At 49.9% G+C, this 24,085-nt stretch carries 20 protein-coding genes; 5 read left to right on the top strand and 15 right to left on the bottom strand.

The genetic code is table 11. The features are described from left to right. The first annotated feature begins 361 nt into the window (after nt 1–361). Nucleotides 362–1,330, top strand: coding sequence for a cysteine synthase A (gene cysK / locus C2M34_RS07245; RefSeq protein ID WP_105200439.1), 969 nt, complete (start codon nt 362–364; stop codon nt 1,328–1,330). 149 nt (nt 1,331–1,479) lie between these two features. On the opposite strand, the gene C2M34_RS07240 is transcribed toward cysK, so the two are convergent. Next, nucleotides 1,480–3,756 carry an acyl-CoA dehydrogenase gene (locus tag C2M34_RS07240; RefSeq protein WP_105258428.1) on the bottom strand — a complete coding sequence of 759 codons (2,277 nt, stop codon included), beginning with the start codon at nt 3,754–3,756 and terminating at the stop codon, nt 1,480–1,482. Nucleotides 3,757–3,919: 163 nt separating this feature from the next. Here C2M34_RS07240 and C2M34_RS07235 point away from each other — a divergent pair, with 163 nt between their 5' ends. Further along, a complete protein-coding gene (locus C2M34_RS07235) occupies nt 3,920–5,767 on the top strand; it encodes a M2 family metallopeptidase (RefSeq protein ID WP_105200441.1) in 1,848 nt (615 codons plus the stop codon). A gap of 72 nt (nt 5,768–5,839) precedes the next feature. On the opposite strand, the gene C2M34_RS07230 is transcribed toward C2M34_RS07235, so the two are convergent. From C2M34_RS07230 to nagK, 10 genes are all read right to left on the bottom strand, one after another. Then, on the bottom strand, nt 5,840–6,631 hold the full coding sequence (locus tag C2M34_RS07230; RefSeq protein WP_105258427.1) for a putative porin: 792 nt from the start codon (nt 6,629–6,631) through the stop codon (nt 5,840–5,842). Nucleotides 6,632–6,756: 125 nt separating this feature from the next. Beyond that, nucleotides 6,757–7,131 (bottom strand): PH domain-containing protein, encoded by a 375-nt coding sequence (locus C2M34_RS07225; RefSeq protein WP_105200443.1) that lies wholly within the window; start codon nt 7,129–7,131, stop codon nt 6,757–6,759. A gap of 1 nt (nt 7,132) precedes the next feature. Further along, entirely contained in the window at nt 7,133–8,044 is a 912-nt protein-coding gene (locus C2M34_RS07220) for an ABC transporter ATP-binding protein (RefSeq protein ID WP_105258426.1), read from the bottom strand. Then, nucleotides 8,041–8,850 (bottom strand): ABC transporter permease subunit, encoded by an 810-nt coding sequence (locus C2M34_RS07215; RefSeq protein ID WP_105258425.1) that lies wholly within the window; start codon nt 8,848–8,850, stop codon nt 8,041–8,043. Before C2M34_RS07215 ends, C2M34_RS07220 begins: the two co-directional genes overlap by 4 nt. Before the next feature lie 109 nt (nt 8,851–8,959). Beyond that, on the bottom strand, nt 8,960–10,138 hold the full coding sequence (locus C2M34_RS07210) for a cystathionine beta-lyase (protein WP_105258424.1): 1,179 nt from the start codon (nt 10,136–10,138) through the stop codon (nt 8,960–8,962). Beyond that, complete coding sequence (nudC, locus tag C2M34_RS07205; RefSeq protein ID WP_105258423.1) at nt 10,135–11,055, bottom strand: NAD(+) diphosphatase; 921 nt, start codon at nt 11,053–11,055, stop codon at nt 10,135–10,137. Before nudC ends, C2M34_RS07210 begins: the two co-directional genes overlap by 4 nt. Before the next feature lie 105 nt (nt 11,056–11,160). Then, on the bottom strand, nt 11,161–11,955 hold the full coding sequence (nagB, locus tag C2M34_RS07200) for a glucosamine-6-phosphate deaminase (protein WP_105215781.1): 795 nt from the start codon (nt 11,953–11,955) through the stop codon (nt 11,161–11,163). A 227-nt stretch (nt 11,956–12,182) separates the two neighbouring features. After that, nucleotides 12,183–13,319: a transmembrane glucosamine N-acetyltransferase NagX gene (gene nagX / locus C2M34_RS07195; RefSeq protein WP_105258422.1), complete on the bottom strand. Its 1,137-nt coding sequence runs from the start codon at nt 13,317–13,319 to the stop codon at nt 12,183–12,185. An 88-nt stretch (nt 13,320–13,407) separates the two neighbouring features. Continuing rightward, the gene (gene nagA, locus C2M34_RS07190) at nt 13,408–14,529 is read right to left on the bottom strand and encodes an N-acetylglucosamine-6-phosphate deacetylase (RefSeq protein WP_105258421.1); all 1,122 of its coding nucleotides are present in this window, start codon (nt 14,527–14,529) and stop codon (nt 13,408–13,410) included. A 49-nt stretch (nt 14,530–14,578) separates the two neighbouring features. Beyond that, nucleotides 14,579–15,475, bottom strand: coding sequence for an N-acetylglucosamine kinase (gene nagK, locus C2M34_RS07185; protein ID WP_105200450.1), 897 nt, complete (start codon nt 15,473–15,475; stop codon nt 14,579–14,581). 346 nt (nt 15,476–15,821) lie between these two features. Between nagK and C2M34_RS07180 the strand changes: the two genes are divergently transcribed. Both C2M34_RS07180 and C2M34_RS07175 read left to right on the top strand, forming a co-directional pair. Next, nucleotides 15,822–16,445: a hypothetical protein gene (locus C2M34_RS07180; protein ID WP_105200451.1), complete on the top strand. Its 624-nt coding sequence runs from the start codon at nt 15,822–15,824 to the stop codon at nt 16,443–16,445. Further along, on the top strand, nt 16,438–17,199 hold the full coding sequence (locus tag C2M34_RS07175; RefSeq protein WP_105258420.1) for a DUF3307 domain-containing protein: 762 nt from the start codon (nt 16,438–16,440) through the stop codon (nt 17,197–17,199). Before C2M34_RS07180 ends, C2M34_RS07175 begins: the two co-directional genes overlap by 8 nt. 67 nt (nt 17,200–17,266) lie before the next feature. Here C2M34_RS07175 and C2M34_RS07170 read toward each other — a convergent pair whose 3' ends face one another. The 3 genes from C2M34_RS07170 to metE all read right to left on the bottom strand — a co-directional run bounded on the left by C2M34_RS07170 (nt 17,267) and on the right by metE (nt 21,774). After that, nucleotides 17,267–18,106: an isopenicillin N synthase family dioxygenase gene (locus C2M34_RS07170; RefSeq protein WP_105200453.1), complete on the bottom strand. Its 840-nt coding sequence runs from the start codon at nt 18,104–18,106 to the stop codon at nt 17,267–17,269. A gap of 230 nt (nt 18,107–18,336) precedes the next feature. Then, nucleotides 18,337–19,380, bottom strand: coding sequence for a dihydroorotase (gene pyrC / locus C2M34_RS07165; RefSeq protein WP_105200454.1), 1,044 nt, complete (start codon nt 19,378–19,380; stop codon nt 18,337–18,339). A 120-nt stretch (nt 19,381–19,500) separates the two neighbouring features. Further along, a complete protein-coding gene (gene metE, locus C2M34_RS07160; protein WP_105258419.1) occupies nt 19,501–21,774 on the bottom strand; it encodes a 5-methyltetrahydropteroyltriglutamate--homocysteine S-methyltransferase in 2,274 nt (757 codons plus the stop codon). 301 nt (nt 21,775–22,075) lie between these two features. Between metE and C2M34_RS07155 the strand changes: the two genes are divergently transcribed. Then, nucleotides 22,076–22,966, top strand: coding sequence for a LysR substrate-binding domain-containing protein (locus C2M34_RS07155; protein WP_105200456.1), 891 nt, complete (start codon nt 22,076–22,078; stop codon nt 22,964–22,966). A 257-nt stretch (nt 22,967–23,223) separates the two neighbouring features. On the opposite strand, the gene C2M34_RS07150 is transcribed toward C2M34_RS07155, so the two are convergent. After that, nucleotides 23,224–23,976 (bottom strand): Nif3-like dinuclear metal center hexameric protein, encoded by a 753-nt coding sequence (locus C2M34_RS07150; protein ID WP_105258418.1) that lies wholly within the window; start codon nt 23,974–23,976, stop codon nt 23,224–23,226. Nucleotides 23,977–24,085 lie beyond the last annotated feature (109 nt).

The raw sequence follows: 24,085 nt of genomic DNA, 5'->3' as shown, positions 1-24,085 counted from the left end.
AATATTAGAATCTAATTTAACAATACTGATGTTTTACCATCTTTTAACACTTATGTACGCATAAATCCGTTCAATCACGCATCGGATGAGTAAGGATTGACAAACAACTGCCTTATACGCATGCCACTCATGTATATAGAGAACTGGCAAAACGCCCTAGCATGCGCCAGAATTATTTCACCTTCTGGTAAGGAACTGCGAATAAAATTAAAGCATCAGGAATATCAAACTTTGTTTTTATACCCTGCTGTTATAACCGATTAGCTATATCATATAGCCAATCTTTCCTTTAGTTTTGCGCTTCAAATAGTAAAGTGAAGGCATTACCGAATATACGGTCACATTTAGCTAGGTACTGAATATGTCAAAGATTTACGAAGATAATTCGCTTTCAATTGGAAACACCCCGTTAGTCAAACTTAACCGCGTCACCTCTGGTAATGTTTACGCCAAAATCGAAGCTCGCAACCCGAGCTTTAGTGTTAAATGCCGCATCGGTGCGTCAATGATTTGGGAAGCCGAAAAATCTGGCGAATTAACCGAAGGCAAAGAATTGATCGAGCCGACATCAGGTAATACAGGTATCGCCCTGGCCTTTGTTGCTGCATCTCGTGGCTATAAGCTAACCCTAACCATGCCCAACACCATGAGCTTAGAGCGTCGTAAGCTGTTGAAGGCATTAGGTGCAAACCTGGTACTTACCGACGGCGCCAAAGGCATGAAAGGCGCTATCGAGAAAGCCAAAGAAATTCGCGATAGTAACCCTGAAAAATATATTTTATTGCAACAGTTTGAAAACCCAGCTAACCCTAAGATTCACTTCGAAACCACAGGCCCGGAAATCTATGATGCCCTAGATGGCAAGATTGATTTCTTTGTTGCCGGTGTTGGCACAGGCGGCACCATCACAGGCGTGAGCCGCTACTTGAAGCAGGAAAAAGGCGTGGATGTTAAGTCTATCGCCGTTGAGCCAAGCGACTCACCAGTGATCAGCCAAACCATGGCCGGTGAAGAGGTAAAACCTGGCCCCCATAAAATTCAGGGCATAGGTGCCGGCTTTATTCCTGGCAACCTGGATTTAGAATTGCTTGATGGCGTTGAACTAGTCAGTAATGAAGAATCCATGGAGATGGCCCATGAGCTGATGAAACGTGAAGGTATCCTTGCGGGTATTTCATCTGGTGCTGCCGTGGTAGCTGCCAAGCGCATCGCCGAGCGTCCTGAAAACGCAGGTAAAAACATTGTGGTTATCTTACCTAGCTCAGCTGAGCGTTATCTATCTAGTGCCCTGTTTGCCGATGAATTTAGCGACCAAGAGTTAGTACAATAACTCAGCTTATGATTCTTTATTCGTAATTAAAAGGCGCTCAGGCGCCTTTTTCTTTGCTTGTGATTCGGGCTAATATCCTACAGCGGCTAAATCTGAGCCGGACATTAAAAAAGGGCCTAGTGGCCCTTTTTAGTAGTTATTGAACTTGGCTAGGCAAACTCATCGGCGTCAAAAACATCGACGGCTATCACTTTTTGCCTTAATTCCTCAGCCTTGGATAACAAATTATATTGCTCCTCGGTGATCTTCTCTTTTTCTTTTGCATCCTCAATAAGCTCGGCCAGAGTTAACCCGCGGATCTCTTTGTCGCGTTTAAGTTTATTCAGTGCTTTGTAAGCAGATGCAGCTTGATGCTGGGCTTCGAGTGCCGCTTCAAGCACGCCAGTGCCATTTTTTTCATCAACCACGCACAAGTGGGTTAAGCGCTCGCGCACTACACCTATTTGAGTCATGTGCTTGGCCACAGCTTTGGCAACCTCGTCTTTAGGCATTTTAAAATGATTGCCTAAGGGGAACACCACCAGACGTAACAGGCTACGCAGCGCTAAGCCGCCAACATTAGTAATAAACTCGTCAAAGGCCTTGGCGCACAGATACAGGTTACGTTCTACCGAATATTGCACAAAAGGCAGGTCAGCATGCTGATGCCCTTCGTCTTCAAAACGCTTCAGCACAGCAGAAGCAAGATAAAGGTGACTTAATACATCACCCAAACGGGCCGAAAGCATTTCTTTGCGCTTAAGCTCGCCACCAAAGCGCAGCATGGCGATGTCAGAGCAAAACGCCAAGGCTCTGGAGAAACGGCCAAGATAACGATAGTAATGTGCTGTGGCACCACCTACGGGGGTACGGGCAAAGTAGCTACAAGTCAAGGCGTGCACAAAGGCCATGGCGCCATTGTTCGCGCTATAGAGGATATGCTGACACAAGAGAGGATCAAATTCCTTCACCCCTTTTTCGCCATCCTCATGTGCGGCGGCCACCATTTCATCGAGCACATAAGGGTGACAGCGAATAGCGCCCTGACCGAAAATCATCAGGTTACGCGTGAGAATATTCGCGCCCTCAACTGTGATCGAAACTGGCGTGCCCATATAGCAGTGTGCCAAATAATTCGAGGGTCCCATTTGAATGCCCTTGCCGGCATGAATATCCAGGGCATCATTGATCACCTGGCGACCCATTTCCGTCATATGGTATTTGGCGATAGCAGTGATCACAGCGGGGCTCAGTTTTTGATCTATGGCCGTGGCAGTTAGCACCCGGGTGGCCTCAAGCTGATAGGTTAAGCCACCGATACGCGCAAGGGCTTCCTGTACGCCTTCAAACTCGCCAATGGCCACACCAAATTGTTGGCGCAGCGCCGCATAGGCACCACTGGTGCGGGCACTTAAATGTCCGGTTGCGGTACTAAGCGCGGGTAAGGAAATGCCCCGCCCCGCTGATAAACACTCGACCAGCATACGCCAGCCATTACCGGCCTGCACTTCACCACCGATAATCCAGTCAAGGGGAATAAATACATCTTCACCCGTGGTGGTGCCATTAAGGAACCCCATATTCATGGGCTTATGACGCATACCCGTATTCACCCCGGGGTGATCCGTGGGGATCAGGGCGCAGGTGATACCGATATTCTTGGTGTGCCCCAATAGGCCATCTGGGTCGAACATCTTAAATGCCAGGCCAAGCACCGTGGCTTTAGGCGCCAGGGTTATATAGCGTTTTGACCAGTTGAGTCTTAAACCCAGTACTTCCTCACCCTGGTATTCGCCCTTACAAACGATGCCCGTATCCGGGATTGCACCGGCATCGGAGCCTGCATCCGGTGCGGTTAAGGCAAAGCAAGGCAATTCTTCGCCCTTGGCCAGCTTAGGAAGCCAGAGGTTTTGCTGCTCTAAGGTACCATAGTGCAATAACAACTCAGCCGGGCCCAAACTATTGGGCACCATCACGGTTACCGCAGCACTTAAGCTCTTAGTGGCAATTTTCGCCACTATGGTGGAGTTTGCTAAGGCCGAAAATTCATGACCACCGTGCTCTTTAGGAATGATCAAAGCAAAAAAGCCTTGGTCTTTAAGGTATTGCCAGACGGGCTCGCTTAAATCCTGATTCCGGGTGATCTCTTCGTCATCAAGCATGCTGCACAAGGTAGCCACCTGATTGTCGATAAACTCACGCTCTTCGCTGCTTAATATGGTGGTTGCGTATTGATGCAGGGTATGCCAGTTGGGATTGCCGCGAAAAAGCTCGCCATCCCACCAGATATCCCCCGCTTCCATAGCATCACGCTCGGTTTGCGACAGCGGCGGCAATGCATTTTTAAACCATTTAAACAACGGCCGGGTAATAATATTCATGCGAATATCACGCACCCCAAACACCACAATAATGGCGACCAAAATAAGGATAAATAACCAACTCATTGCTTTGTTCCTTGATACTCGATCTTAGCCCTCAGTATGGACGAACTATCAAGATTTACAATCATTTGCGACATCTGCATTGTACCAATTCGCAGCGCACTGCTATTATTCTGCTGCTTTAACCGGGATATTTAACCCGGGTCTAACAACAAGAGGAATCTTCATGACCAATTTGCCATTTAAACCAAGCCTAAGCGCCTTGGTTGTCTGCGCGGCGCTCGGCCTAACTGCCTGCTCGGATGCCAACACCGCAGAAACAAAACAACAAGGTGTTGCTAAAACCCAGGTGAGTGTTGCCGATGCTCAGCGTTTCTTAGATAAAACCGAGCAAGACTTAGCCGCCCTATATCTTGAGTCAAGCCGTGCCGAGTGGATTTACGCCAACTTTATTACTCATGATACCGCCGAGCTTTCTGCCGAAGTAAACCGCAAGATGACCGAAACCGTGGTGCGTCTTGCCAATGAAGCGGCTAAGTTTGACAGCTTGGAACTTGATTATGATGCCCGTCGTAAGCTCGACAAGCTTAAGCTTGCCCTAACTCTGCCTGCACCTCAGGATGCCGAGAAAACAGCCAAACTTTCTCAGTTGGTTGCCGAGTTAGGCGGTTTATACGGTAAAGGCAAATATTGTAAAGAAGACGGTACCTGTTTAAGCCTGGGCGAGATGACCGCCACCATGGCCACCAGCCGTGATTACAACGAACTGCTGGACTTATGGCAGGGCTGGCGCCAAGTGTCTAAACCCATGCGCCCGCTTTACGAGCAGCAAGTAGCACTTACCAATGAAGGTGCACAGGAGTTGGGTTATGCCGACACCGGCGCCATGTGGCGCAGCAAATACGATATGCCAGCCGATGACTTCGCCAAAGAGCTAGATCGCATCTGGGGTCAGGTAAAACCGCTTTATGATTCACTGCACTGCCATGTGCGCGCCAAATTGGGCGAAAAATACGGCGAAGACAAGGTACCGCAAGATCAACCTATCCCGGCTCACCTGCTAGGTAATATGTGGGCGCAAACCTGGGGTAACATTTATGACGTGGTCGCCCCGGAAAATGCCGATCCTGGTTATGATGTTACCGAACTGCTCGCCAAGCATAACTATGACGAGATCAAGATGGTCAAAGGCGCTGAGAAGTTCTTCACTTCTATGGGCTTTGCACCGCTACCACAAACCTTCTACGAGCGCTCCTTGTTCACTAAGCCTCAGGACCGTGATGTGCAATGTCATGCCTCGGCCTGGAACATCGACAGCAAGGACGATCTGCGTATTAAGATGTGTATCCAGCGCACCGGTGAAGAGTTCTCTGTTATTCACCACGAACTGGGCCACAATTTCTACCAGCGAGCCTACAACACGCAGCCGCTTTATTATCAGGAAAGCGCCAACGATGGTTTCCATGAGGCCATTGGCGACACCATAGCCCTGTCTGTGACTCCGGCTTACCTAAAAGAAATCGGCCTACTTGATGAAGTGCCGGATGAGTCAAAAGACATCGGCCTGCTGATGAAGATGGCATTGGATAAAGTAGCCTTTATTCCTTTCGGTCTGCTCGTTGACCAATGGCGCTGGCAGGTATTCTCAGGTGAAATTACTCCTGAGAACTATAACCAAGCCTGGTGGGATCTTCGTGAGAAGTATCAAGGTGTACAAGCGCCTATCGCCCGCTCTGAAGCCGACTTTGATCCCGGTGCGAAATACCATGTACCAGGCAATACGCCATACACGCGTTATTTCCTAGCGCATATTCTGCAGTTCGACTTCCACCGTAGCCTGTGTGAAATCGCCGGAAACGAAGAAGCGATTCATCGCTGTTCGGTATACAACTCGAAAGAAGCCGGTGAAAAGCTTAACGCCATGCTAGAGATGGGTTCAAGCCGCCCATGGCAAGAAGCCCTGGCCAGCGTGACGGGTAAAGAAGAAATGGATGCCACCGCCATCCTGGATTACTTTGCCCCGCTTCAAGCTTACCTTGATGAGCAAAACAAAGGCCGTCAGTGCGGCTGGTAATTTTCTAACCAAAGGTTGAAAACAAAAAAGCCGCGATAATCGCGGCTTTTTTTATTCCTAAAGCGAAGCAGATTAGAACTGCGCCGTGGCTTTTAGGTAGTACTGATCTAGGCCTGAGTCATCCCAGTTGTTACCATAACCAGCAGTCACAGCAAAGTTAGTAGTGAAGAAGTGCTTAGCACCAAAACCGTAGTTGTCTTCTTCATCAAACTCAACGAATGCCGAAGTTGCTTTGCTGAAGTAGTAGCTAGAGCCAAGTTGCCAGTAGCTGTCTCCATCTTCAATATCGATAAATGTCCCTTCAACCGTTAGGTAGTTACCTTGCTGCAGGTCTTTAAAGTATTTTGCACTTACTTCACGATGATCGAATCCGTCATCCACTTTGGCTGTGAAACCGATGTAATCGGTGGCGTTTAGCGCGTGATTGTATTGACCTGAAAAGTAGAAAACGTCGCTTGCCTGTTCATAATCTTCACGTTCAACTTTGAACAACAAGTTGTCGTTTACCAGGTAACCTAGGCTTAATGTGTAGCCATCAACATCACCAGCATCATCAAAGTCTGTGGTGTTGAACGATGCGCCAAATACAAAGCTATTGTAGAAGTACTCACCGCCTACATTGTAGCTAGTGGCGAAGTCACTATCAGCAAGACCGCCGTATACATTGGTGGTTTTGTTGATGTATTCAAACTGATCCAACGGGCCAAGTACTTGCTTAGGCGCGAAATAGTACTTAGAGCTTAAAGAAACAAAGTCATCAGAGTCGAAGTTAACGTATTCAAGGTCGGTGATCGACTGATAAGACTGGGCGAATGCAGCGCCTGAGAAAAGTACAGATGCGATGGCAACAGTTAGTTTTTTCATAATAGATTTCCCTATATCTAAATAAAGCAGCGCCACTCTAGCGCCGCTGAACTGAATTATAACTTAACTAACCATTTGATTGTTTTAATTAAATGTTAGGGATTGTTAGATATGGGTACAAATTCTTACAAAGCATAGCGTGACAATATTCGATAAACCTCATTAATGTTGTCGCCAGCCTTGAAGTTTTTCGTCAACGGCTCCTTATCCGAGCCAATCCAGATTTTCAGCTCCGCATCCATATCGAAGTGACCGGCGCTTTCTTTACTGAATTTAGTAATTTTGCCGTAAGGAATGCTCAACACTTCCATTTTTGACCCTGTCATACCTTGTTTGTCCACCAAGATTAAGCGCTTGTTGGTAAACAAGAATAAATCGCGGATCACCTTGTACGCTTTTTCCAGATTCTCTCCCGGGGCAAGAATTTCTTCGAGCAGGGTTTCCAGCTCCTCACCGTCCACTTCACTGGCATTACCCATTAGTCCGCTTAAAAGTCCCATATTAGGCTCCTGTTGCAAAAAGTTGATTTTCTAGAGTGTGACCATTAACCAGCGCACGATACTGCCACCCTTGTTGATGACATAATCTTAGCACCTGAATGTCCATGGCCTCAGAATTGACCTGATGTTCGTAGCCGATCACAAATTCATTACTTTGACTATTACTCACCTCAATCACCCGTTCAAGGGTTTTTAGTCGCTCTACGACTTGCGCATCTTGCGCTCGCAATTGCAGGGTAAGATACCTCAGCTGCGTGCCGCCTTGATTAAGTTCGTGGGTTGCCAATTGCCCCTGGCGTAAATATAAAACGCGATCACATAAGCGTTCTAGCTCGGATAAATCATGGGAGCTGAGCACAAAGGTGGTGTGGTCGCTGTGCATACTCACCAGCTCACGAATAGCCCTGGCATTGACCGGATCAAGCCCCGCGGTGGCCTCATCCAACATCACCAGTTTAGGCGAGCCGATCAGCGCCTGCGCTATGCAGATACGTTTTTTCATGCCGTGTGACAGCTCATTGGGACGGTTATTTAAAGTCTCGGGCAGACTCACCAGCTCCAATACCCGCTCACATTCGCTTCGCGCCTCGGCGCGGCTAAATCCTTGCAATCGCGCGAACAGATTTAACTGTTCACCAACGCTAAAATCCGGGCTTAGCAAGGCATCTTGGGGCAAGGCCGCAAGCTGACCAAACAAGGCAGCACTGCCCGGCTTATGACCAAGCACGCGCAACTCACCCCGGCTCGGTTGCAAGTAGCCGCAGATTAAACTGAATAAGGTGGTCTTACCGGCACCGTTAGGGCCGACCAGGGCAATGGGCTTACCCGCAGTCAATTCGATATTCACGTCTTGCAGCGCTTGCTTGGCACCGAAGAAATGGCTGACGCCCTTGGCTTCTATTAAAAAACTCATAGACTGCCTCGCTGAAATTTATAAAAGCCAAGCCCTAGGAAGAGCCCCGTTTGCACCAGCGGCCACAACACCGCGCTCATTAAGGGCGGGCGTAAGGTCGCAATCTGGTCGAGCGGCTCACCGGGGAACAAATAATCCAGCGCCTCGGGCACACCCAGTTTCACCTGCAGTATGGATAAGATCAGCAAGCCCAGGGTGTAGAGCAAGATCACGTAAATCAGTGCCATTCGCGATGAGCGCGCCACGGTGTTGAGCAAAGACATAAGAGCAATAAAGGGCAGTAAATTAACCAGCAGTAAGAGTTCAAACTGCAGGGCATGCCAAAGCGCTTGTGGAAGAATACTGATATCGCGCAGCGCCACCAAAATAAGCGCCCCGCACAAACTAATGGCAATCAAGAATGCGGTACTGAGAGCATGGCCGAAAAAACGTCCCAGTACGATTTCCAAACGTGTGGCGCGCAAAGCAATAAAACGCAGAGTGCCGCGCTCGCGATCGCTGACAAACTGATCGCTGCACAAGTAAATGATAAAGGGTGGAAAGGTGAGCATGGCGATTAGGCAATACACCGCCATCTCGGCATCGGGCCAATGTAACAGACTCTGCAGACCCAGGTTGCCAAACACGGCTAAAATAAACTGCTCAAAATCCGGCTGAGCAAGAATATTCACCGCTTCATACACGCCATAGCGGTAAATCATCAGCCACACTAGGGCAAAGGCCAACAGTGCCAGCCAGGCTTTCTTAGTTAAAAAATGCCGCGCTAGCTCAAACTGCATAAGCTTGCCGATACGCACAGGGTCCATGGCGTTATCCTTATTATTATTAGTTGCTTACCACTATAAATGAAAAAAGCGCTCAAAAGTATGAGCGCTTGTAAAAAGATGTTTCAGTAAAGTCTACGGCTTATGGACACTAAGCCTGAGCACAAACCTTGGCGTACACATCCAGACCCTGACTCAGGTCGTCAATCAAGTCATCAACATTCTCTAAACCAATATGCAGACGAATAATTGGCCCATGCGCCCATCCGGTGACGCTGCGCAGCGGTGCCATGTTAAGGCCTGTGGTGATCAGGCTCTCATAGCCACCCCAGGAAAAGCCCATTTTAAAGTGATGCAAGGCCTCAACCAAGGCATCCAACGCCGCCTGATTGCCCTCTTTCATCACCACGGAAAACAACCCATTGCTGCCGTGAAAGTCGCGCTTAAAGTGCTCATGTCCTGGGCACGTTGATAATGCAGGATGACGCACATGGTCGACCAAGGGGTGCGTGCTTAACCAGTTTGCTACTTCTAACGCCGCCTGCTCATGCTGCGCCAAACGTACCGCCATGGTGCGCAGGCCACGCAGTGCCATATAAGCATCATCGGCGCTGCAGCACTGACCAAGCAGGTAGGATTGCTCGCGCAAGGTTGGCCAGTAGCGCTCGTTGGCAACGCTGACCCCCATCATCACATCGCTGTGGCCGACGATATATTTGGTTGCGGCCTGGATGCTGATATCAACACCGTGATCTAAGGGACGAAATTGCAGGCCATTGCCGTATGTATTATCGAGCATGGTGATTAAACCATGATCTTTGGCCACCTTAACCAGGGCCGGTACGTCCTGCACCTCCATGGTGATGGAGCCGGGAGACTCCATAAACAGCACTCGGGTGTTGTCTTGAATTAGCTCGCTTATGCCTGCGCCTATCATGGGATCGTAATAGGTGGTACTCACGCCCAATCCGCTCAGTACCTTGTTGCAAAAATCACGAGTTGGCTCGTAAGCGGTATCCATCATCAGGATATGATCCCCGGCCTTCACAAATGACAGCAGGGTATTGGCGATGGCCGCTGCGCCGCTGGGGTACAGGGCACAACCAGCGCCGCCTTCAAGCTCGGTAATGGCTTCTTGCAGGGCAAAGTGGGTATTGGTGCCGCGACGACCGTAAAATAAGGCGCGATTACCGCGATTTTTAGCCGCTTCTTTAAATTCGGCCACGCTGTCGAATACCACGGTGGATGCCCGCTGCAATACCGGGTTCACAACCCCCTGAGTGTACTTTTTACTGCGCCCGGCGGCGATCAGTTGTGTTTCTTTTTTCATTCCTGGTCCTCATTCTGTGCTATCCAAGAGTCGATCAAAAACCGTGAGATAGAGTCTTTACGGGGCAATTTGAAATGCTCGCCCTCGTCCCCCCAGTTACCGAAATCGCGCAGCTCCTGGCGGGAAAACCATCTCGCCTCACTTATTTCATCCTGGTCGATAAATATATCTGTGCTTTTTGCCTTAGCCATATAACCTAGCATTAGAGAGCTTGGAAAAGGCCAAGGCTGAGAGGCGATATACCTGGGATTTTCAACAGCCACTCCAGCCTCTTCCATCACCTCACGAGCCACTGCAGCCTCTAAGGTTTCGCCCGGGTCTACAAATCCGGCCAAGGTTGAGTAAACACCTTGGGGCCAACTCGCCTGGCGGCCCAGTAAACAGCGTTCAACGCCATCGCTAAAGGGATAATGAACCAGCATGATCACCGCAGGATCGGTTCTTGGGAAGGTTAAATGACGGCAGTCTTTGTTGCTGCATTTACGCGCATGACCGGCTTCTGCAATAAAGTTTTGGGTGCCACAGCGACCACAAAACTTATGCGTTTTATGCCAGTGACACAGACCTCGGGCCAGCACTAAAATGGCCGCATCATGGGCATCAACCACAGGCCCGTATTTGCGGATATCAACGAATTCATAGCCGGCGAACTGCCTCTCTTCGGCCAGCGGCACGCTTACATCCAGGGCAAAATAATGCTGCTGCTGATGCTCGCCCAGATAGATGGCATTATCCACATCAAACTCTTTTACGGCTTGGTAATCGACAAAAGCGGCGATGGGTGAGTCTGCGATAAACAAATTATGGTCGTTATTGATAAGCACATAACGCCCACCTTGGCGCTTGTTAATAAGCCAATTTGGGTCTTTGCGGTCACTGGAGTGACGGTCGAGGGGCAACTGGGAGTATTGCAACATCTAAATCTAAACACGGGCCAAAAAATCGAATGCCCCTACCCTAGCATATTTGCGCGCCCCCGACAGCGACAATAAAAGCTCATTTTAATCTAGCTAATGAAGAAGTTATCTTTTGCCAAGGCGCTTTAACAGCTTTTGGTTTTCGGCTTCAATATGTTTGTAGAAATCTACATCCGCCAATTGACTTGCCGCAGCCTCATCTATCACCAGCACGGCGTTTTGGTGCATTTGCAGCGCCGATGCCGGGCAAGCGGCACTGAGTGGCCCTTCGACCGTGGCGGCAATGGCCGCAGCCTTACTCTCACCAGTTGCCAGTAATACCACCTTCTTGGCATCCAATATGGTGCCTATGCCCATGGTGATGGATAAATGGGGCTGGTATTCTCCTTCAGCAAAGAAGCGCGCATTATCGGCAATGGTTGCTTTGGTCAGGGTTTTTACCCGGGTACGCGAGGTCAAGCCGGACGAGGGTTCATTAAAACCGATATGGCCGTTGCGACCAATGCCAAGTAGTTGCAAATCAATCCCACCTGCCTCTGCTATTTGCCGCTCGTACTGCTCGCAGGCCGCAATGGGATCGTCCGCATTGCCTGGCGGCACATGGGTGTTGTTAATATCTATATCAATATGATTAAACAGCTGCTGATTCATAAAGTAGCGGTAACTTTGCGGATGTTCACCGGGCAAGCCCAGGTATTCATCGAGGTTAAAACTTTGCGCCTGAGCAAAGCTTATGTCCCCTTGCTGGTTTAGCTTGATAAGGTTTTGATACAAGGCCACCGGCGTTGAACCGGTCGCTAAACCCAATACCGAGGCAGGCTGTTTGTTTAACTGCGCCGCAAACAACTCACTGCCATAGTGAGCAACCGCCGCCGCGTCTTTTAGAATCACAATTTGCATGTCTAGCTCGTTGTTAAAGTTGAAAAAAATGGGATCTATGGTCAAGCGCTCCGTGCAATTGGCCCATGACCATAGATCAGCACCTAATAGGATGGTTATTAGGTCACACCATTATGACAACGTTGTCATTTTTACCTTTTTCATTTCCCCTTGTAAAGCCAAAGCGACGAAACAGGCATGGATTTTTGATTTAGCTTTGTTCGCTGTTACCTACGCCGGATAAAGGCCTAGACACTGACAAAGATCTTGCGCCTATACATCCAGTGTAGCACCAGCAACTGTACGCCCAGCAGCGCTATTACACCGACCAAGGGCTGCCAGGGCTCGGGCACGGCACGTATCACGCCGCCGAACAGACTTTTCGATATATGGCTCCAGCTCACCAGGCTTGAGGCCAGGTAAATAATGATGGAATTGGCGCCGATAATCACAAAGGGATACGCCCATTTTTGCAAGCCAAGTACGTCCACTAGCACATAGAACAGTGCCAACAGCATGGCACTCCAGCCTACTGTCACCAGCACAAAAGAGCTGGTCCAAAGCTCTTTGTTAACGGGAAAAATTCCATCCCATAACCAGCCAAGCATCAGGCTAACAAGCCCGCTGCCGAATAAAATAGCGGCTATTCGCCACTGCCCGCGCTCCTGTGCCTGAGCTATCAGACGCCCGGCAAAGACTCCCATCATGGCGTTAGCCACGGCGGGAATATTCGACAATATCCCCTCAGGATCAACCGGCCTATTCTGATAACTAATGCCCGGTAACAGGCGCTGATCAATCCAGGCGTTCCAACTGCCCTCGGCACTTAGGTCACCGGCAAGGCCACCGGGCACGGGAATAAAACAAAGCCACAGCCAATAACCCACTAAGATGCCAACCAGCACCATCACCTGAGTGCGCATCGAGGTGTGCCAGACCAGCATGGCGGCAATAAACCAGGCAATAGCAATGCGGCCAAGCACACTGGCGTAGCGAATTTCATCCAGCGCCATAGGCATGCCGGTGCCCCAGCCATGGTTATAGAGCACCCCAAAGGCTGATAAAATAACCAGTCGTTTCAGCGCCTTTTGGTAATAAGGCAGTCGTTCCTTAAGAGGTAAATGGTCGATGCGTTTAGGGCTTAAGCCCATGGCTACGCCCGATAAGAAGATAAAGAGCGGAAAAATCAGATCATAAAAGGTGAAGCCATGCCAAGGTGAGTGCACTGTCTGGGCCTCAAATGCCTTCCAGCCCTGCCAACCCGTTAACACCAAAAGTGCGGCAAATATGCCTTGACCGCCAAGGATCCAAAACATGTCGAAGCCGCGTAAGGCATCCAAAGAGGCCAGGCGTTGCTTCTTTTTAACCGTGTCAGTTGTTGTCATATACTCTCACTAGTTGCCCGCTCGCATTTCTGGCTGGGCACAATAAAAAGCCCCGCGTTACTGCCTGCGGGGTCTCCAGGGATTAACCTTAAAGCAAGTGCCCGCCCAGGTAGGTTGCCTGTGCCTGCAGTAGCTGGTCAAGCACCACAAAGTCGGCATCAAAGTCTTCCAGCAGACGCCCCTTAGTATTCTGTAAGCCCAAATAGTGCGCCGGATACAGCGAAGCCATTCGTAGCGCTTCGCCAAGGCTAATATCCAGGGTATTGACCGTATTGCGCACGGCACTGGCCATATCGAGCACACTGCCCGCCAGCTCTCCGGTACTGGAATTCAAACGATCGCCGGTGCGGTACACCTTACGACCATCGAAGAAATCAAACTCGGTGGCGTCTGTGCCAACCGGCGGCATAGCATCTGTCACCAGCATGATTTTGCCGCGCTGCTTGGTACGAATGGCCAGCTTGGCGGAGTCAGGATGCAGATGATGACCATCCACTATCAATCCACACCAGCTGTTGTCATGCCAAAGGGCTGCACCCACCACACCGGGCTCTCGGGAAGTAAAAGGTGACATGGCATTAAATAAATGAGTGAAGCCATCGGCGCCGGCATCGAGAGCCGCCATGGTGGTGGCATAATCCGCATTAGTATGGCCAAGGGAGACTTTAACACCCAAGGCCACCAGACGCTTGATGTCGGCGATACTGACATGCTCCGGCGCCAGGGTGAGCATTTTCAGACCCAGATCATCGCGCTCGTAAATGGCCATTTCTGCGGCGCTGATAGGACGAATAAACTGCTCACTGTGAGTGCCTTTTTTGGGCAAACTCAGATGCGGCCCTTCGAAATGAACGCCGGCAATACCCGGCACCTGAGCGCTGATAGCCTGAGCAATGGCGTCGGCCGCAGCGCCCATCACCTTAATATCATCTGTGATCAGGGTCGGCATCATGGCCGTGGTGCCAAATTGACCATGGGCATGCACCATCTTCTTGAGACAGGCAAGGTTGGGCTCGGCATTAAAAAACGCACCGCCACCACCATTGACCTGAACATCGATAAACCCAGGTACCACTAAGCCCTCAAGTCGAGTGGCCTGATCTTGTGGCGATGTCAGGAAATGCAATTTTCCCGCACGCACCTGAAAATAGACGTCTGTTAAAAAACGTTCACCATCAAATAAGCGCTGAGCATGGAAGGCTGTATTCATTTTATTTATAACCTTAGAGTCTGTGGTGCCAATTTATTCTTGCGCCGATTTATTCCTGTGCCAACGATTGTTGCGCAAAGTAAACCGCCCCTAATTCCGGCGGCTGTTTGGGCGTTGCGACACGCGCGGCAATATCCGCATCCAGCCACGGCTGCAGGGGCTCTGCCAGGCCGCCAATCATGGATAAACGCGGCGGCTCAAGTGCCAACAAGCGCTTGGCCATCATGCTGATATATCGGGCACCATCTTTAACTATCTCGGTGGCCAAAGGATCGCCCTGTTGCGCCGCATCCAAGACCATACGTGCCAATTTAGCATAACTACTTGAGGGTTGGCCTGCCATTTGTTCGGCAATCACCATCGCCGATTGCGTATTAAAGTGTAAGGTAAACATAGCCGTAAGCTGGGTATGGGGCCCTAAACCATCCAAATCGAGCAACACTGCCTTTAATGCTTCAAGACCGAGCCAGGCGCCACTGCCCTTATCGCCTTGAGCAAAACCATGACCACCATAGCTTTTGCTCTTGCCCTGAACGGTGACATACCCACAGGAGCCAGTGCCCGTGATGATAACCGCCCCATCCTGCCCTTCATGGGCACCAATACAGGCGGTGTGCAAATCCGTGGTCAGGTACATTTTTTTAAAGGGGTGCTGCCAACCACTGATCTGTTCATACAAGCTCGGCAAATTAACCCCGGCCAGACCTAAACCGGCCACCAGCTCATGAACGCTGTGCAAATTCATAGAGGCATCGCGCAACGCCTGTTGGGTCGACATCATGATCGACTCCAAGGTGCGCTCCAGACCATGCAAGGGGTTGGCGGGCCCGCCAAGGCCAGTGCCCAAGACTCCATGCGTGGGGCTATAAATGGTCGCCCGGCATTTGGTTCCCCCGCCGTCGATACCAATAAATAGCTGTTCCTGCGTTGCCGCGTCTACCCTCATTACCAGACCTCTATACCTTAATTCAATCCGGGCAAAAACGCTGTACGCACCTTGCCTCAAACCACCTGCTCTTTCATGTTGAAATTATGTTACCCAATTAATGACAGCGTTGTCATTAACTTTTTTAGAATTTATCAACAAAAACCCCATTTGCGGTATAGCTATCTGATATTATTATGGTTTGCTAATTTTAAGCACCTAGCTAAATACACCAAAAAGACAGGCATTCCTGGCAAGAAAAAGCAAAGCTTGTACTTTTAAGGGGGAGTAACTATATTTAGTTACAAATAAAGATGTAACCATTTTCAGTTACTTTCAATTAAGTAACCAAACTGCACGGAGATCTATGTCCACGGCCAATTACACAGTACTGAGCGGCGATATTGTCGGCTCCAGCGAGCAGGCAGGCGCACAATACGACGGTCTGCTTTATACCTTGGAGCAAGGCTTGCGCGCCCTGTGCGAACGCTTTGATGGGCACTTCAACATTTACCGCGGCGATGCTTTTCAATGCATTCTTGGCAAGGCCCCTGTCCCTTTACAAGCGACCTTGATGTTACGTCTTTATTTGCGCAGCCATGCCCTTGATGCCCGTGTTAGCGAAGCTATAGGGCCAATTGATAACTATCGCCAGGATGTAAAAACCGCCACCGGCGCCGCCCTGATGCTCTCCGGTAAGGGACTGGATACGATTAAAAACAAGCGCCTGAGTCTAAGCCTCTATCAAAGCCCCTTGAGCGCCAGCTTTGCCTTAAACATCCGCTTCCTTGACCATCTAATTAACCACACCAGTCAAAAGCAGGCCCAGGCCCTGTACTGGTATCACTGGCTGGAAAACAAGGATCATGCCGCTATTGCTGCTCAGCTGGGCAGCTCACGAGCCAATGTCACCAAATTACTCAATGCCGGGCAATATCATTTGCTCGATGAATTTCTAGCGGTCGCCGCCAAGGAGTACACACATGAATGAGCAAATCGCCCTGCTGCTTGGGCTGTTGTTGGCCCATGTGGTCGCCGACTTTTTTTTACAACCCTTAAGCTGGGTTCACCAGCGCAATAAACGCCATTTTAAATCCCCTAAGTTGGTGTTGCATACCTTGGTGCACGGAGCTCTGAGCGGCGCCTTATTGTGGGCCTGGGAGTGCTATTACGGCCTCGGTGATTGGCTCCCTGTGCTGGCGGCCACCGCACTTATTATGACCAGCCACTGGCTGATTGATGTTGCCAAATCCTACAGCAGCCGTGGCTTTGTGCCCTTTATTGTCGACCAAGGCGCGCACATTCTTATTCTTGTGGCGCTAAGCTGCTATTTAACGGATGCCGATACACTCGGCCAGTGGTTTAACGCTCAGCTGATGCACAGTAATACTTATGTGCTGTTGCTCGCCTATTTATTAGTGCTTAACCCCAGTTCCGTGGCCATTCGTATGCTGCTGGAGCGCTGGCACCTGCCCGCCAGCATCGCTGCTGATAAGAGAACAACGCTACCACAGGCCGGGCACAGCATCGGCCTGTTAGAGCGCCTGCTTATGCTGACCTTTATCATAATCGATGAATTGGCTGGGGTGGGATTTGTGCTTGCAGCCAAGTCGGTCTTTCGCTTTGGCGATTTAACCAATGCCAAGGATAAACAACTTACCGAGTATGTGATGTTAGGCACCCTACTCAGCGTGGTGATCACACTCGGTATCGGCCTGGCGGCCCGTGCCTTACTGATAAGCTAAACTTTCAAATCCAAAACAAAAAAAGCCCGTTTTTAACGGGCTTTTTTTTGTGGTCACTCTATGGGCGTTATTTTACGCCGAGTTCGCGTAAACGCTCCTGCAAATAACTGTCGGCGGTGTAACGCTCAGACAGCACCACATCTGGGCGTGGGTGCAAAAACAGGGGTAACGAGATACGCGACTTGGTCGAAGCCTTACCCGTTGGGTTAATTACCCTGTGAATAGTCGATGGGAAGTAACCACCAGATGCCTCTTGCAGCATATCGCCAATATTGATGATCAGATTACCAAAGTCGCTTGGAACATCCAGCCAGCCACCCTCTTTGGTTTGCACCTGTAACCCCGGCTCGTTCGCCGCAGGCAGCACGGTCAGCAGGTTGATATCGCCATGAGCGGCGGCACGAATGGCGCCCGGCTCTTCATCGCCCGTCATCGGTGGATAGTGCAAAATACGCAGCAGGGTTTGCTCCGAATTCTTGATCATGTCTTTAAGGTCAATGGAGAACTTAGCCTGTACATCCGCCGGCGCATGGGCCTGCACCCAGCTCAGTAATTCGCTGGCAAACTCATTGGCCAAGCGATAATACTCACGAATTTTCTCTTCCAGCTGCTCAGGTACCCGGCCCTTAGGATAGACATGGTAGTATTCTTTGATGTCTTTAACCTTGCAGCCTTTGGCCACTTCACTTATCTCGGGTGGGAAATAACCGTCCTGAGTTTGTTTATCAAAAAGAAACTCATGCTTTTGCTCTGAGTTAAAAAAAGCCTGCCAATCCTGATAAATTGACTCCACCAGCGATTGTGGGATCGGATGGTTGGTTAACACCCCAAAACCGGTATTGCGAAGCGATTCGACAAATTCGGCTGGCGCGTTCGGCGATTGATAGTCCACTGTCGGTAAGTGCATGGTTATTTCACCTGTTTGTTATAGCGCGAGAAGCACTGACTGTGCTTAATTTTAGCGCCAGAGCTTAGTCAAAGCCACTTTAGATCATAAGGACAATTGTCCGCTAAAGGCAGGGCTCTGCAACTTGCTTGCGGCAGATCAACACCCCGCCATCCATCTTGGCGGCTTATCCTTGCAGGCATAAAAAAACCCGATAACAAATCGGGCTTTTTCTAAGAGTAATCTGGAGCTTAGTCCTTTACCTGCCAGTTCAGCATTTCACCGGCACAAATAGGAATGACCTTGTCTTCTCCCAGCGGGTAGCTTTGCGGCACTTGCCACGGCTCACGTACCAGGGTCACTGTATCTGTATTGCGGGCAATGCCGTAGAAATCAGGACCGAAGTGGCTGGCAAAGGCTTCCAGCTTGTCCAAGGCACCGGCCTGTTCAAAGGCTTCAGCATATAGCTCAAGTGGCGCGTGCGCCGTGTATGCACCGGCACAACCACAAGCCGCTTCTTTTTTGTCCTTAAGGTGTGGCGCCGAGTCGGTGCCCAAGAAGAACTTGCTGTTACCACTGGTGGCGGCTTCGATCAGGGCTTCCTGATGGGTATTACGCTTAAGGATAGGCAAGCAGTAATAATGCGGACGAATGCCACCGGCAAGCATATGGTTGCGGTTATAAAGCAGGTGATGCGCGGTAATGGTCGCCGCCACATTGGCCGAGGCCGAGCTTACAAACTCAACCGCATCCTTGGTAGTGATGTGCTCTAACACCACTTTAAGCTCAGGGAAGTCCTTCACTACCTTCTTCAGTTTGGTTTCGATAAAGACCTTTTCACGGTCGAAAATATCGATACTTGAATCGGTCACCTCACCGTGAACCAACAACAGCATGCCTACTTCCTGCATGGCTTCAAGCACAGGGTAGATGTTTTCGATATCGGTCACACCTGAGTCCGAGTTGGTGGTCGCACCGGCTGGATATAGCTTGGCAGCAACGATTTTCCCCGATGCCTTGGCTTTGCGAATTTCATCAGCCGTGGTGTTATCCGTGAGATACAGCACCATCAGGGGTTCAAAATGCGCCTTTGGCCCCGCAGCCATAATGCGATCACGATAAGCTAGCGCCGTGTCTGTACAGGTCGCCGGCGGTACCAGGTTAGGCATGATGATGGCGCGGCCGATATAGCGGCTGGCGTCTCTTACCGTGTCTTTTAGTTGCTCGCCATCACGAAGGTGAATGTGCCAATCATCAGGACGAGTAAGGGTAATACGTTGCGGGGTATGTGTCATTGCGCTTATCCACTAGAAATTTAGTGTGATCTTATGAGGGAAGGCTGTGAAAGTAAAGGGTGAGAAAGGCTTAAAAAAGAGCGGACATTTATAACGTCCGCTCTTTTATGACTCTTTTTGCTAGGCGCTTAATTCTTGGCGCAGCTCCTTGGTGGCAATCACCATGTTTTGCAGGGCCTCACGGGTTTCCGGCCAGGCTCGGGTTTTCAAGCCGCAATCCGGGTTCACCCACAGGCGCTCAACCGGAACTTTCGCCGCCGCCTTGTGGATCAAGTCCTTGATCCATTTGACCTCAGGCACATTCGGAGTATGGATATCATACACCCCAGGGCCAATATCATTGGGGTAATCGAAGTGTTCAAAGGCATCGAGCAGCTCCATGTTCGAGCGCGATGTCTCTATGGTGATCACATCCGCATCCATGGCGGCAATGGCGCCAATAATGTCGTTGAACTCGCTGTAACACATATGAGTGTGAATTTGCGTGCTGTCATCAACGCCGCTGGCCGACACTCGGAAGGCATAGGCCGCCCAATCAAGGTAACTTTGCCACTGGCTGGCTTTAAGTGGCATACCCTCGCGAAACGCCGGTTCATCGATTTGAATCACCTTAATGCCCGCATCCTGTAGATCCACCACCTCGTCGCGCAGCGCCAGGGCAATTTGCTTAGCTATGGACGGCTTATCCAGATCATCGCGCACAAAAGACCAGAACAAAATAGTCACAGGACCCGTGAGCATGCCCTTCATATGCTTGTCGGTGAGCGACTGCGCATACAGGGTCCATTGTAATGTCATAGGCGCGGCACGAGACACATCACCCCAGATCAAAGGCGGCTTCACACAGCGGGTGCCATAACTTTGTACCCAACCGAACTGGCTAAAGGCAAAACCATGGAGCAATTCACCGAAGTATTCGACCATGTCGTTACGCTCCGCCTCACCATGCACCAATACATCTATATCCAGTGCTTCTTGCTCACGCACCGCGTATTGAATTTGTTCCTGCATCTGCTGCTCATAAGCCTGGGCACTTAACTCCCCAGCCTTAAAGTCGCGACGGGCCTTACGAATATCCGATGTCTGCGGGAAGGAGCCAATAGTAGTAGTCGGCAACAGTGGCAATTGCAGGGCCGCCTTCTGTTTTTCAGCACGCACCGCAAACTCGCTTTGACGTTGACCGTGATCCAAACTTAACTGAGCCACACGCTGCTGCACTTGCGCGTTGTTTACCCTGCTTGAAGTACGGCGGTTTTTCACCGGTGCACTATAAGCGTCGATATCTTGCGTGTTGCAGCGCTCCAGAGCCACTTTCAGCAAATTAAGCTCTTCGCCTTTTTGCTTGGCAAAGGCCAACCAGCTTTTCAATTCACCGTCCAGCAGTTGCTCTTGCTCCAAGTCCACCGGGGTATGCAATAAAGAGCAAGATGGCGCCAGCCACAATGAATCACCACGCTGGGCGGCAATATCTTGCACCTGCTCATAGATGGCACTGAGATCGGCGCGCCAAATATTACGGCCGTTGATCACCCCAAGAGACAACACCCGCTGCTCGCCAAGGGCTTTGTCCAGCGCTTCAATGTTTTGCGGTGTAGCCACCAAGTCGAAATGCGCGCCATCGATGGCATACTCACTGATATCTTTTAAGTAGGCGCTCACCTCATCAAAATAAGTCGCCAGCAGCAGCTTCACGCCCTGATTTGCCAAGGCGGCGAAGCTTTTAGTTAAAGCGCTGCGGTAGTGGGTATCCAGCTCCAAGGCCAAAATTGGCTCATCGATTTGCACCCACTCCACCCCTTGTGCCGCCAACTTGGCCAGCACCTGTTGATACACTGGCAATAGGCGCTCCAACAAGGTGAGCTTATCGAACTCTTCCCCGGCGCATTTAGCCAGGTACAAATAGGTAACCGGGCCAACCAGCACGGGCTTGACCTTATGCCCTAAATTCTGCGCTTCTTCTACCTGCTCAAAAAGTTCGTTAAAGCTCAGCGCAAACTGCTGCTCGGCACTTAGCTCGGGCACAATATAGTGGTAGTTGGTATTAAACCATTTGGTCATCTCACTGGCGGCACAGGCGCAGCCCGTTGGTGCACGACCACGGCCGATACGGAACAGGGTGTCCAGTGCATTGCTGCTGTCGCTTTGATGGCGCGCCGGAATGGCTCCTACCAGCATAGAGGTAGATAGCACCTGATCGTACCAGGCAAAGTCGCCCACCGGCACAAGCTCTATGCCCGCCTCGCTTTGCATTGCCCAATTTTCTTGGCGGATTTGCGCACCGCGCTGGCGCAGCTCTTCCTGAGTAATATCGCCAGCCCAGTAGGCCTCGATAGCAAATTTCAATTCGCGGCGTTTGCCGATACGGGGAAAACCTAAGTTATGTATACGTGCCATGATGTAAATATCCGTTTAGCTGTTTAGATGGCTAAACATTACCTCTCAGATCTTGGGGACACAAACGAAGCTTACTCACATTGCTAATGAATTAAATTCATATCAGCGCGTTAACTCACCGCTGAATAAATTTAAAAACAGAGAAAATAGACATTTTTCACAATGAATTTTATCTTTTAATAGCCAACTGAGTATAAAAGTGATAATTTTTTAGCCGTCTAGACTTTTATACATTTATCCAGCTCGGTTTAGTCGCAATCATTATGAGATATGTGACTGGCTTTTATGAGATTTACTAAAGATGATTGAAATTAAACACCTTAAAACCATAGCCACCTTGAAAGAAACCGGTTCTTTAGTGAATACCGCCCGTGAATTATTTCTAACCCAGTCAGCTTTATCTCATCAAATCAAAGACTTGGAAAACAAGCTGGATTGTCAGCTGTTTGAGCGTAAAACCCATCCGGTGCGCTTTACCCCTCAAGGCATGCTGCTATTAGAACTGGCGCAGGATGTGTTACCTAAGGTCGAAGCCACCAAATGCCGCCTGAAAGAAAGTTTAAATCAGCCTATTTCGCAACTGCGCCTAAGTGTGGAATGCCACGCCTGTTTTCACTGGTTGCTGCCGACCATTAAAGAATTCAATAATTTCTGGCCCGATATACATGTGGATTATGAACGCGGGTTTAGTTATGACGCCATTCCCGAGCTGCTTGATGGGGATTTAGATCTGGTTCTGACCTCGGACATTCGTGAGCCGGATCGCTTGGAATTTGCCCACCTGTTTGATTTTAAACTTAAGCTTATCGTGGCGCCGGACCACCCCTTGGCCAATAAAGCTTATGTGACCGCCTTAGATTTAAAAGATGAGACCATCATCTCCTACCCTATTCCGCGGGAACGACAGGATATATTCAAACACTTTATTCAAAATGCCCGTTTCGATGGCACCTTAAAAACCGTGGATCAGGGCTTGTTGATTTTCCAATTGGTCAGTGCAGGCATGGGCGTAGCCGCCCTGCCGGATTGGCTGGTGACGCCCTATGAGGCGCAGGGCTTGATCAAGTCAATTCCTTTAGGCGCCCTGGGATTGAACCGCCCCATGTATTTGGCGATGAAAAAAGAAATGAAGGACAACCCGGTTTACCGCCACTTCCTTAATACCTGTAAGCAAAATAACAGCCGCAAATAATTTGTTGCAGCGACAATAAAAAAGGAGCCCCTGGCTCCTTTTAATACCAATTCTGTTAAGTATGTGATCAGATATAGCGCTGGATAAATGATGTGATAACAAGGCGGAATTTTTTTTATGTAGTTATTCTCGGCTTTGGCTCCTGCGCCGCTCTACCGCCTACATCCGTGTAGGCGTACATCGAAAAATTTCAACACAGTTAGCACGATATTTAGCCCGCTAGGGTGATTAGCTATTTAAGTGAATTGGTATAATCTTTATACCGGATTGTCGATGTCAATAAAGGTTACATCCAAACCAAACTCATCCGCTAAAAACTCCCCCAGCGCCTTAGCACCATAGCGCTCGGTGGCGTGGTGCCCGGCGGCAAAGAAATCTATGCCCTGCTCGGTGGAACTATGTATGGTTTGCTCCGAGGCCTCGCCGGTCAGGTAGGCATCCAAACCTTGCGCCGCCGCCAAGTCGATATAACCCTGACCACCGCCGGTACACAGGCCTATGGTTTCAATCACCTCAGAGCGCACCACAGAGCTGAGCGGCGTGCGCCCGAGCACGGATTCAATGCGCTTGGCAAATTCATCGCCACTGACAGGCTCGTTGAGCTTACCCCACACCGGCACGCTAACTGGTCCCGGCTCCATGCCGCCCAGGATCTCGATGCCCAGTAGCTTAGCAAGCTGGGCGTTATTACCTAGCTCGGGGTGCACATCCAAGGGTAAGTGGTAGGCGAACAGGTTAATATCCGCCGCCAGCAGCGCTTTTAGGCGGCGCTTTTTCATGCCACTGATCACTTGCGACTCACCCTTCCAAAAGTAGCCATGGTGCACAACCAGGGCATCGGCTTGCAGCTCTATGGCCTTATCAACCAAGGCCTGACTGGCGGTCACTCCGGTGACGATTTTTTTAATATGCTCGTTGCCTTCAACCTGCAGACCATTGGGACAAAAGTCTTTGATTTGCTCCGGTGCCAGCTTGGCATTCAAAATAGCGAGTAGCTCGTTGCGTTTCATAATCACCTCATGACCTAATTTAGGCCTAAATTTTCCCGTCATTGGCGGAAAAAATAAAGGAAATTAGCAATTTCGCCACAAAAAATTGAAAATCCCAGGACAAATGGGT

Origin of the sequence: Pseudoalteromonas sp. T1lg88 (assembly GCF_002964765.1) — a bacterium.
Classification (GTDB): domain Bacteria; phylum Pseudomonadota; class Gammaproteobacteria; order Enterobacterales; family Alteromonadaceae; genus Pseudoalteromonas.
Note: the sequence above shows the minus strand (reverse complement) of the source record. Positions and strands in the feature narration are given on the sequence as shown.